Origin of the sequence: Streptomyces olindensis, assembly GCF_040645895.1 — a bacterium.
In the GTDB taxonomy this organism is placed as follows: domain Bacteria; phylum Actinomycetota; class Actinomycetes; order Streptomycetales; family Streptomycetaceae; genus Streptomyces; species Streptomyces olindensis.
Map to the genome: position 1 here is coordinate 1 of NZ_JBEYZD010000126.1, position 10946 is coordinate 10946.

Annotated in this window: 9 protein-coding genes and 2 pseudogenes; 6 read left to right on the forward strand and 5 right to left on the reverse strand. The window is 70.7% G+C overall.

Features of this window, described 5'->3' with window-relative positions; genetic code table 11:
- Nucleotides 1-65: 65 nt before the first annotated feature.
- The 3 genes and pseudogenes from ABZ948_RS39555 to ABZ948_RS39565 all read left to right on the forward strand — a co-directional run.
- Nucleotides 66-344: pseudogene (locus ABZ948_RS39555) on the forward strand (MerR family transcriptional regulator); the annotation flags it as partial.
- Between the two features lie 140 nt (nucleotides 345-484).
- Nucleotides 485-1078, forward strand: a complete 594-nt coding sequence (locus ABZ948_RS39560; protein ID WP_359767971.1) for a TetR/AcrR family transcriptional regulator — start codon at nucleotides 485-487, stop codon at nucleotides 1076-1078.
- On the forward strand, nucleotides 1075-1833 hold the full coding sequence (locus tag ABZ948_RS39565) for a GAP family protein (protein ID WP_359767972.1): 759 nt from the start codon (nucleotides 1075-1077) through the stop codon (nucleotides 1831-1833). Before ABZ948_RS39560 ends, ABZ948_RS39565 begins: the two co-directional genes overlap by 4 nt.
- Nucleotides 1834-2651: 818 nt before the next feature.
- On the opposite strand, the gene ABZ948_RS39570 is transcribed toward ABZ948_RS39565, so the two are convergent.
- Nucleotides 2652-3563 carry a helix-turn-helix transcriptional regulator gene (locus tag ABZ948_RS39570; protein WP_359767973.1) on the reverse strand — a complete coding sequence of 304 codons (912 nt, stop codon included), beginning with the start codon at nucleotides 3561-3563 and terminating at the stop codon, nucleotides 2652-2654.
- A gap of 102 nt (nucleotides 3564-3665) precedes the next feature.
- Between ABZ948_RS39570 and ABZ948_RS39575 the strand changes: the two genes are divergently transcribed.
- Nucleotides 3666-4373 (forward strand): SDR family NAD(P)-dependent oxidoreductase, encoded by a 708-nt coding sequence (locus ABZ948_RS39575; RefSeq protein ID WP_359767974.1) that lies wholly within the window; start codon nucleotides 3666-3668, stop codon nucleotides 4371-4373.
- A 49-nt stretch (nucleotides 4374-4422) separates the two neighbouring features.
- Nucleotides 4423-5022, forward strand: coding sequence for a DsbA family oxidoreductase (locus ABZ948_RS39580; RefSeq protein ID WP_359767975.1), 600 nt, complete (start codon nucleotides 4423-4425; stop codon nucleotides 5020-5022).
- Between the two features lie 638 nt (nucleotides 5023-5660).
- Here the strand turns inward: ABZ948_RS39580 and ABZ948_RS39585 are convergent.
- Nucleotides 5661-5874, reverse strand: a pseudogene (locus ABZ948_RS39585) (hypothetical protein); the annotation flags it as partial.
- Between the two features lie 696 nt (nucleotides 5875-6570).
- Nucleotides 6571-7293 carry a TetR/AcrR family transcriptional regulator gene (locus ABZ948_RS39590; RefSeq protein ID WP_359767976.1) on the reverse strand — a complete coding sequence of 241 codons (723 nt, stop codon included), beginning with the start codon at nucleotides 7291-7293 and terminating at the stop codon, nucleotides 6571-6573.
- Between the two features lie 127 nt (nucleotides 7294-7420).
- Here ABZ948_RS39590 and ABZ948_RS39595 point away from each other — a divergent pair, with 127 nt between their 5' ends.
- Entirely contained in the window at nucleotides 7421-8098 is a 678-nt protein-coding gene (locus ABZ948_RS39595; protein WP_359767977.1) for an SDR family NAD(P)-dependent oxidoreductase, read from the forward strand.
- Nucleotides 8099-8872: 774 nt separating this feature from the next.
- On the opposite strand, the gene ABZ948_RS39600 is transcribed toward ABZ948_RS39595, so the two are convergent.
- Nucleotides 8873-9811 (reverse strand): sigma-70 family RNA polymerase sigma factor, encoded by a 939-nt coding sequence (locus tag ABZ948_RS39600; RefSeq protein ID WP_359767978.1) that lies wholly within the window; start codon nucleotides 9809-9811, stop codon nucleotides 8873-8875.
- 10 nt (nucleotides 9812-9821) lie between these two features.
- Nucleotides 9822-10946 (reverse strand): NAD(P)/FAD-dependent oxidoreductase (locus ABZ948_RS39605; RefSeq protein ID WP_359767979.1); only part of this gene is annotated, 1125 nt, incomplete at its 5' end.

A 10946-nucleotide genomic window follows, 5' to 3' on the forward strand; every position in this document is an offset into this window, starting at 1 on the left:
GTGCTGTGCGTCTTCGGTGTTACGAGCAGCATGGGTTGCTGTGACCGCAGTGGCGGGGCAGTGGCTACCGCGAGTTCGACGAATCCGATGTGGTCATGGTGCGCCGCATCCGGATCCTGCTCGCGGCCGGGCTGAGTACCGACCTGATCCGGGAGGTGCTGCCCTGCATGGCCGACGAGGGCGCGATCCTGGCGCCGACCTGCGAGGAAATGGCCCAGGGCCTCAAGCGCGAACACGAGCGCCTGAGCCGGTCCGTCGAACAGCTCCAAGCCGCCCACGCCATGCTCGGCGCGATCATCCAGGCAGGCGGACCGGTCACCGTCGGGGCGGGCTGCGACGGATAGTGGCCCGAGCGTCGCAGCGGACATGTCCAAGACGCGCAAAGCGTGCCCTGCCGTCCTGGTCCGGCACCAGACGCTGAAGGTCGTTGCCTGACTTGTTCTGGTCGGCCGCCCCAAAATAATATTGCGGTACTATTTTTTTTATGACGCAGCATGCTGACGCTGACACAAGACGCGGGCAGGTCGCTTCCGCGCTGATGAGTGTGGTCGCCGAACGGGGACTGGCGCGGACCACTCTCGCTGACGTGGCGCGGACGGCGGGTGTGTCGGTGGGGCTCGTCCAGCGCTATTTCCGTTCGAAGGATGAGTTGCTGAGGTTCGGCATCGAGTATGTCTACCGGCGTGCCGAGGAGCGCATCGCGGCCATCCCGGTCGAGCCGCCGATCCGGGGATTCGTCGTGCGGTTGATGGAGACGTTCCTGCCGCTGACGGTGGAGCGGGGTGCCGAGCTGCGGGTCTGGCTCAGCTTTGTGCAGGCGTCGCTCACTGATGCCGATATGGCTGCGGTTCACCGGGACGCCACCGTGCGGCTCCTGCGGGGTGTCGAGGAGGCGTTGGGCGGTGCGCAGCGGGCCGGTGAACTGGCGGCGGGTGTGGATATCGAGGTGGAGGCGGCGGCGCTGGTCGCGTTCGTGGACGGGCTGTGCCTGCATTACGCGGCGACGGGGGACGGGTTCGGCGCGTTGCGTATCAGTGCGGCGTTGGAGGCCTACGTCGGCCGGTTGTTCGGCCGGTGAGCGCGTCGTTGGCGTTGGCGCTGGCCGGGCTGGGGCTGCTGGACAGCACAAGCTTCGGGACCCTCTTGATCCCGATCTGGTTGCTGCTGACCCCGGGGCGGGTGCGCGCCGGCCGGGTCGCCGTCTACCTGGCCACGGTCGCGGCGTTCTACTTCTGCGTCGGCGTTCTTTTGGTGCTGGGGGCCGATGCGGTGCTGGAGGCGGTCCGGGCGGCCTTCGCCGGCGTGGCCCCGACGCGTCTGCGGATCGGGCAGCTCGTCCTCGGTTTCCTCGTCATCGCCTTCAGCTATCGGCTGGAGGCACGCGCCCGCCGGCGGGCCGGCGGACCGGGCCGGTTGCAGCGTTGGCGGGCGGCGGCGATGTCGGGTGCCGTGCGGGACGGCGAAGGTGTGGACGGCCGGGGCGCGCGGGGGGCGGGCGTGCGTGGCCTGATGAGCCTCGCGTTGGTGGCCACGGTGCTGGAGGTCCTCACCATGGTGCCGTACCTGGCGGCTGTGGGGTTGCTCGCGAACGCCGATCTGACCTGGGAGGTCATCGGCGGGGCGCTGGCCGGCTACTGCGTGATGATGATCTTCCCGGCGGTTCTTCTCGGCGTCGTCCGGATCGCCGCGCACGAGCGCGCTGAGCCGGTCCTGCAGCGGATCAACGACTGGTTCACCCGCAACAGTGCCAAGGCGCTCGGCTGGACTGTCGGGGGGATCGGCATCGGAATGGCTCTCAACGCCGTCATCGCCCTTCTCGCCCAGCCCGCCTGAACTCGCGTCAGGCTCCGGCTGCATCGCCGGCGACTGCAACTTCCGGAGCACGCCTGGGAGTTGTGCCGCAATCACGCCTGGTGTCAGTGCCTCTTGCGTGAACGACGTGGTCTGGTTGGCCTGGGCCGGAGGTGTCGACCCGGCCGTCACCGCGGGCGAGTGCTGGGGTGGTCAGGCGTTTGATCGGCCCGGGCGGAGCGAGGGAGGCTTCGTAGCCTTGGCTGAGGCCGGTGCCGGTGCCGGTGTCGGTGTCGGTGTCGGTGTGGGCATGTGAGTACCTCGCCTCGTCGCATACATGATCCCTGCCTGTGGCCATTCCTTGCGGACGACGGGGCGCTTGAGGGTGGTCTCGAACCAGTCTGCTGTGCGGTGCGCGGTGGCCAAGGGGCTCTCGGTCACATCGAGAGCGAGGGCGGTCGGGTTGTTGGGGAGGGTGGGGTCTTGGTTGTGGAGTTTGTGTCCGCGGGCACGGGTCCCGTCGAAGTGGGCGCCAACTGTGAGCACGGTGCGGTTGTGCCGGGGGTCATTGATGTCGAGGTGGGCCAGCAGCCGGCCGTGTGGGGTGTGGTCCGCAGGCAGCAGGACGGTGTGGAGGGGCTGGACGGGCCAGATCCGTGCGCGGTCCTGGAGGACATGGGCGAATTCGTGCTGCGTCGGCGCCAGGTCGTCGTCACACGCGAAGCAGGGGGTTTGTTCTACGTGGGCACCGCATGGGCATGTCGTCGGGGGGGGCCGGGTCCTGTTGTTGGCCGCGTACGGGCGGTCGGACCTCACTCTGCGGTGACCGGCCGTGCTGTTTGGTGTCTCGAAGTGTGTGGTCACATTGAGGTGGGTGGGGTGATGCCGTGCCGGGGGTGGGGTGGTTCGGTCATCTGCTGGGTGCCGATGACGTCGAGTACTGCGAGGCGGCTGGCGGTGTCGCTGCCGGGCGGGGCGGTGAGGATGACGATGCGCAGGCTGTCGCCGGGTTCGGTGAGGATGTCGCAGTCGAGGTTCAGTGGTCCGGCCTCGGGGTGGTGGATCGTCTTGGTGTGCAGTGTGTGGCCGCTGACCTCGTGGGCCTCCCAGAGGGCGGCGAAGCGCGGGCTTGTGTGGCGCAGGTCGGTGACGAGGCGGCGCAGGGCCGGGTCCGTGGGGTAGCGGGTGGATGTGGACCGCAGGTCGAAGACCACGGCGGTTTCGAAGCGGGCCTGCTGCGCTGGGGTGTGGCGCACCGGGCCGGGCGGGCCGGTGAAGTGCTGCCAGATGAGGTTGCGGTCCCGGTCTGCCGGCGGGGAGGGGTCGCCCAGTAGTGCGGCGTGCAGCCGGTTGAAGGCGATGAGGGTCCAGGCTGCGTCGTACACGCCGACGGGTGTGCCCGGCATCTGGTCGAGCAGCCGCTGCACCCCGGGCGTGAGCCGGTGGGGCAGTCGGCTGTCCGTGGGCTCGGGCTGTCGGGCCAGTGCGAACAGATGGGCACGCTCGGCGTCCGCCAGGCGAAGCGCCCGCGCCAGAGCGCCGAGCACCTGGGCGGAGGGGGATGTCGCCCGGCCCTGCTCCAGGCGGATCACATACTCGGCGGAAATGCCTGCCAGCAGCGCCAGTTCCTCGCGGCGCAGCCCTGGGGCCCGGCGGTTTCGCCTCGTCGGCAGCCCTACCGCGGCGGGGGGTACGCGCTCGCGCCACCGGCGCAGTGCCTTCCCCAGATCGCTGCTCCGCCGGGAAGGTCCGCTGTCGTCCTGCGCGCTCATGGCCCCAGTATCGGCGTGCGGCTTCACGCCGTCCTGGTACCGGTGTTACCAGGAACAGCGGTGATCTGTGCGGCCGGCCGCCGGGCGGCGAGGCTGCCGGGCATGACGACGACCCTCATCACCGGCGCCAGCAAGGGCCTGGGGCTGCAGACGGCCCGCCGCCTGACCCGGGAGGGGCACACCGTGTATCTGGGTGCCCGTGACGCCCGCCGTGGTGCCCGGGCCGCCCGGGCGGTCGGTGCCCGCCCGTTGCTCCTCGACGTCGCCGACGACGGCTGCGTCGCGGCGGCCGCGGAGCAGGTCCGCGAGCGCACTGGGCGTCTCGACGTTCTGGTCGACAACGCGGGCGTGGCCGGCCTCGTGCGGGCGGCCGGCGAGGTCACCGCCGCGGACATGCTCGCGGTTTATGACACCAACGTCTTGGGGGCCGTGCGTGTCACCCAGGCGTTCCTGCCTCTGCTGCTCCGAAGTGTGTCGCCGGTCGTGGTCAACGTCAGCAGCGGCTTGGGCTGGCTGGCCGTGGCGGCCGACCCGTCCGCCCATGCCTCGCTCGTACCGTTCTGGATCTCCTCGTTGCCCTGCAACTCGTCCGAGGCCGCCTTGAACATGGTCACGGTGCTGTACGCGCGCGCCCTGCCGCGCATGCGGATCAACGCGGTCGATCCGGGCCACACCGCCACCGACCTCAACGCCCATACCGGCGCCCGGAGCGTGGAGCAGGGCGCCGACATCATCGTCCGCATGGCTTTGATCGGTCCCGACGGGCCGACCGGCGGCTATTACACGGCTGATGGGCCGATGCCCTGGTGACACCCGTGCTGCCGCATGCCAAGCGCACTGCACCGACAGGAGTCCGGTCATGCACCGTCCGCGCCGTGTCGAGGTCGTCATCGACTTCGTCTGCGTCCACTGCTACCTCGGCTTCACCCGCTGCCTCCGGGCCGTGCGCCGCCACCGCGAGGACGGCGGCACCGTTGAAACCGTTTTGTGTCCTCTCCAGCTCCGTCCCCAGGCATCAGCCGCCGGTGAACCGCTGGTCGAGGTCTGGGCGCGCGAGCGCGGAGCGGCCGTTGCTGCCCGGCTCGCGGCCGACACCTCGTTCGGAGTCGACGACGGCCTCGAACTCGATTTCCGCCGTGCGGTGTTCACCAACACCTTCGACGCGCACCGGCTCGCCGCGCAGGCATCCGCGCAGGGCAAGGGCGAAGAGATGGCCGAGCGGCTGTTCCGCGCTTATTTCGTCGACGGCCTGAACATCGCGGACACCGACGTGCTCGCCCGGCTCGCCGCCGAGACGGGCGTCGTGACCAGCAGTGGCGGTGCGGAAGCACTCCAGGCCGAACTCGCCCGCGTCCGCGCACTCAACCTGCCGGCGCCGCCGGTACTCCTGCTCGCCGGCGGCCCTGTCTTGTCCGGGGAGATACGAGAGGAAGACGTCCTCGCCGCACTGGTCGAGTGACACCAGGCCCACATCGTGGCATCGCGGCCGGTTCCAGGAAGGGCGCCGCTTGCGAGGACCAGGGCCTGTCGGGCGGATTGTGGATCGGCAATCAGGCGGCATCCGGAGACCGAGCGCCCTGCGTGCAGGGGTGTCACCTTCATCTGAGTGTCCCCCTTTGCAGGCCGACGAGGGCACCGTGCTCATCGGCTGCCTGGATCTGCGGCGGCAGATCTGGAGATGAATGCGACGGCCTGAGCGAGTCTGGCGCGCACCGCTCCGTCATCGCGACTTCGCCGGCGATGATGATGGTCGGGCTCATCAGCCATGTGCGGTGGGTCGAGCACACCTGGCCGGCGGTGTTGTTCCTGGGCGGCGACAAGAGGCAGAACCCGTCGTTGGCCGCGACGGGGAGGACGCGGACCGGCGCACCGACGGCATCTCGCTGAAGCAGCTGCGTGCGGGGTACGAGGCCCAGTGAGTCCGAAGCAACGAAATCGTGGCCGAGGCCTCCCTGTCGGAACAACGGCCGCCACCTCGACTACCGCGCCGGTAACGCCGACCTCCGCTGGATGCTGCCTCATCTCGTCGAAGGGAGCGGACGGCACGCGGGGCAGGCGGACATCGTGAGAGAGCTGCTCGACGGGGCGGAGGGGGTACTACTGGGTCTCTTCAGTGGGGCGCGACCGGAACCAGAGCCGGATCGAGGTAACGGTGACGGCGCCATAGAAGACGTAGGCGCGTTTGTCGGAGCCGGCGGGCCGTCCGCTCCTGGTCGCCCTTGTGTTGTCGGTTGGTCCGCTGGTTCTTCGGATGGAAGATCGTGTGCTTGATCTGGCGCCGCCTCAGGTAGCGGCGGCTACGACGGGACGAGCAATCGGATCGGTGCTGCCGGGGCGTGCGCCGTTTCAGGGCAGGTCAGTCATGCGCGGCGACGGCTGTGATCCAAAGGCTTCTGATCCGCTGACGGCCATCTTGTGCTGGCTCTGCCGGGCGAGTGGTGGCGGTCAGGCGTGGCACTTGGGCACGTGGCCGCTGGGTACGTCGGGCGCACATCGGCGCCGGCGGTCACAGCGGAATGCCTCCGCTTGTCAATCAGGTCATGCGTGTGGGTGAGCGGAGAAGACACCGAGCGGGAGCGGCGGGCATGCCAAGAAACACCTGACGTCATCGTCATCGGCTCGAGTCCGGTCGGCTGTTCGCTCGCTCGCGCTCTGGTCGGCGCGGGCAAGTCGGTTCTCATGTTCGGCGCGGGGTTGTGGTATCCGGTCCGTTGCGGCGAGTGCCTGGAGGGTGGCTTCGTTTGGTGAGGAGCGTCGATCGGTTCGTGTCGGTGGCGACTTGGCCCGGTTGTTGGTGGCCATGGACGACGGCCTCGCCGTGACATTTGATCCTCGGTCTGCCGTTATGACGTCTGGGAGTACCTGGGCTTCCAGCTGGCAGCCGGAACCTGCTCTGGCGGGGAGCTGGGAGTCTGCGCCGCCACCTGCGTGGTGGGCGGGTTGGTCGTCCACTCGTCGTGCGCGGTACGGCGCCTCGCTGTTCAATGCCGCGGCACTGGTCGGTCGTTCAGTGCTGTTTGCCGGCTTTTCGGGGTTCGGGTGGGGTGATGTCGTGGCTGGTGCGGAGCATGGCCTGGTACAGGGCGGCGTCCTGCGGCGGTTCCGGTAGGTGTCCGCGGGCGGGGGCTTGGAAGGACTGGATCATCCATGCCACGAGGCGGCGCCAGGCGTCGGGGGCTGCGTCGCCGGTGGCGGTCAGGACGCCGGCGTTGGCCATGAGCAGCAGGACGAGGTCCCGGCTGGTGAAGTCCTCGCGCAGTTGTCCGCTGTCCTTGGCGCGGGTGATGAGTTCGAGGAAGCCTTCGTATGCCTGGGCGCGGCACGCCTCCAGGGTCTGTGCGCCGGGGAGGGTCGTGGTCAGGATGTCGGCGAAGCCGCGGTCGGCGGCCTGCATCGCGCAGACCGTCTCGATGTAGCCGGTGAAGCCGTTCCAGGGGTCGGGGTCGGCGAGGGCCTTGGTGGTGGCTTGGACGTAGGCGTCCATCCGGTCGGCGAAGACCGCGGCGAGCAGTTCCTGCTTGGTGGGGAAGCGGCGGAACATGGTGGCGATCCCCACTCCCGCCTCCCGTGCGACGGAGGCCATCGAGGCGTTGATCCCGTCGCGGCCGAACACGGTGCGCGCGGCGGCGATGATCCGTGCCCGGTTGCGCTCCGCGTCGCTGCGCAACGGCTGGGCGGTGGAGTCGGCCACGCCGCTGTTGCCGCCGGCGGGCTGGTCCCGAGGGTTCATGCCGGCCAGCCTAACAAACCGGAGAGCCCTATCCGATTTTCGTGTTACGCTCCCCAGTGAACCGGACAGGGCTTTCCGGATCTGGATTCGGATAGCCCTGTCCACATCTGCTCCCGGAAGGCTTCCCATGCCCACCCTCGCCATCGTCGGTGCCGGCCCTCAGCTGGGCCTCGCCATCGCCCGGACCTTCGGCTCCCAGGGCCACAGCGTCGCCGTGATCGCCCGCAACCGCACCACGCTCGAGGAGATGACCGGCACGCTGGCCGCCGAAGGCGTCACCGCCGCCGCCTTCCCCGCCGACGTCCTCGACCGCGAGGCGCTCTCCCGGGCGCTTGGGGACGCGGCCGCGCACTTCGGCGGCATCGACGTCCTGGAGTACTCCCCGGTCGGGGGGCTCGACTCGACCGTCCTGACCGCCCCGAGTGCGACTGAGCCCGCACATGTGCAGCACGAGATGGAGTTCCAGCTCTACGGAGCGATCGCTGCCACGCAGGCGGTGCTGCCCGCGATGCGCGAGTCCGGCGCCGGCACCCTGCTGTACACCACCGGCGCCGGGTCCATCGACCCCGTGCCGCAGGTCGGCAATGTCAACGCCGCGGCCGCGGCGCTGCGCAACTGGGCGATCAACCTGCACAAGGAGCTGGCCGGCAGCGGCGTGCAGGCCGCTCACGTCGGCATCGACGTGTCGATCGGCGTGTCGGTCGTCCCCGGATTCCCGACGGCCAGGCCCGAGCAGATCTCCCCGGTCTACTGGGAGCTGCACACCACCCACCGCGGCGAGGCCGAACGCGTCTTCAGCCTCTGACATCGCGCCGCTTCGCCGCTGGTCCTGGACCGTGCCGGAGGCTGCCCCGTGCCGATCGCGCACCGGCCGTCTCCCGCGCACGGCAGAAGAGCAGATCCCTGCGGCGCATCTGAAAGCCCTGACCCGGCTGGACGGCCACCTCCCCTGCCGACCGTCCGGCCGCGTCAGCGCGCAGCCACGCGAGCACAGGGCCGAGCCGGGCCACGCTCCCGAGCCCCGCCCCCGTGCGCCAGGCCCACCGGGAGGCACGGGCCGCGCCCGCGCAGACCGCGCCGGCCTCCTTCTCCCGCTGCCTGGCCTTCACCACGGGAGCGAGCGGGGAGCGCCGGCCTTTCGGGACGCTGCGGTCAGCGCCGCGGCCCGCCAGGGCCTCTGGTCGCACGCCCACGCCCTGCTGTTCGGGGCCGGGCGCAGCTGCTCCCGGCCGGCCTCGGGGCGCGTGCCGGCAGCGCGTCGGCGGCCGCCGTGGTGAACATCGGGACGTCGACCACCCGGCCCGTGAGATTGCTGTACCGCACCTCACGCCACCGCTGGGCTTGATACCGCACTTCACGCCACCGCCGGGCTTGATCCATCCCGGCGTGCGCATGGGGGCCGGACTCGGCTCGCCGCACCCCCAGGGGCGTTCGGCGGCCTGGCCGGGCACGAGCGGGGTGTTGGCGGCGACCAGGCCGGCCAGCTCCTCACGCCGGCAGACGGCGTCGACCGGCGGTGCCCGCGCAGGTCGGGGTTGACGAGCGAGCCGTCCCGGTCACCGGATTTCCGGGGCTGTGGTCACCATGCGCTGATGACCGGTGCGCCGCTTTCGTGCTGCTGCCAGGCCTCGTTGAGGCGCGTGAGCCGGCCCGCGGCGGCGATGCCCTGCAGGGCCGCGACCTTGCCGTCGCTGATGTCGAACGCCACGGCGCCCACGACCCGGCCCTCGATCACGGCGAGGACGGCCGGGGAGCCGTTGACCAGCGCGATGTGGAGCGCGGGGGAGCCGCCGGCCATCCGCCGCTTCGCCGGGGTCGGCTTGAAACCGGCCCGCACGTAGCTGGCGACGCGCTCGCGCGTCTTGTACCGCAGCAGCCGCCTGGCCAGTCCGGCGCCGTCCGAGACCACGGTCGCGTCGGCGGTGAGCATCGCCACCAGCCGTTCGGTGCGCCCCGACGTCGCCGCGGCGAGGAACTCCTCGACGATCCGGCGCGCGGACGCGGGGTCCGCCTCCTCGCCGCCGCGGCGCTCGGCGGTGACCCGGCGCCGGGCGCGGTGGACATGCTGCTGGCTCGCCGACTCGGTGATGTCGAGGAGCCCGGCGATCTCGGCATGCGGGTAGGAGAACGCCTCGCGCAGCACGTAGGCGGCCCGCTCGACCGGTGAGAGACGCTCCATGAGGACCAGTACGGCCAAGGACACCGATTCGCGCTGCTCGAAGGTGTCGGCAGGGCCCAGCATCGGGTCGCCCTCAAGGAGCGGCTCGGGCAGCCAGTCCCCGGCAGCGCGCTCATGACGCGCCTGCGCCGAGCGGAGCCGGTCCAGGCAGAGATGGGTGACGACCTTGGTCAGCCACGCCTCCGGCACCTCGATACGCTCCCGGTCCGCGGCCTGCCAGCGCAAGAACGTGTCCTGCACGGCGTCCTCGGCGTCGGCCGCCGAGCCGAGCAGACGGTACGCAAGCGAGGCCAGCCGCCCCCGGCCGGCCTCGAACCGATCAACGGCTGCCATGTCCATGCAGAACAGTTTATGCGGCGGCCCCGACACCGGCCCGGTCAGGCGTAGTGGCCAGGCGGCGCCTGCGCTTGGGCATGCCGAAGGTGGGGTGGGCGATGCTCCACCCGGCCCCCGTGAGTATGGCCGCCTTGAGCCGCGCGGCGGTTGGGCCGCCCAGATACCACGACTTCGACCGGACGTCCCCGTCCACCATCTGGAAGATCGCATCCCGCTTCCCGAGGCTGATGTGGTTGCCGTAGTACTTCAGCCCGGTGGTGGGGACCTTGCTGCCCGTCAGGCGCGCGATGATCGCGGCGGTCGCCTGCATGTTGGTGTAACCGGCCGAGCCGCAGGACATCGGCAGCGGCCGGCCGTTGTCGCCGATCGCGTAGGCGCAGTCACCGGCGGCGTAGACATCCGGATGCGAGACCGAACGCATGCTGCGGTCGACGACGATCTGACCGGTCCCGGCGACCTCCAGGCCGGCGGCGGCAGCGATGGAGTGCACGGCGAACCCGGCCGACCACACGGTCACGTCGGCCGGGAGGGACCTACCGCCCGCGGCGATCGCCCGTGCCGGCTCCACGGCTTCGATGCCGGTGTGCTCGTGGACGGTGATGCCGAGCCGACAAAAGGCCTGGCGCAGGTGCCGGCGAGCCTTCGGCGAGAGCCACGCGCCCAGCTCGCCCCGGGCGGCAAGCGCGACCGAGAGGTCGGGCCGGGACTCGGCGAGCTCCGTGGCGGTCTCGATGCCGGTCAGCCCCTCACCGACCACCAGCACGGTGCCGCCCTCACCCAGGCCGGCCAAGCGCTCGCGCAGACGCAGCGCCGAGGACAGCCCGCTCACATCGAAGGCGTACTCGGCCAGGCCCGGGACGTCATGATGGGCCACGGAGCTGCCGAGCGCGTAGAGAAGCGTGTCGTACGCGAGCTCGCCGTCGCCGTCCTCACCGGTCACGGCGACGGTCCCGCGCTCGGGGTCGACGCCGGTGACACGCGCCAGACGAAGCCGCACCCCGGTGCCCGCGAAGATGTCGGCGAGCTTGCGGACCACGAACTCCTGGCCGCTCGCGACCTGGTGGAGCCGCATCCGCTCAACGAAGTCGGGCACGGCGTTGACGACGGTGATCTCGGTGTCGGCGGGGGAGAGCCGGCG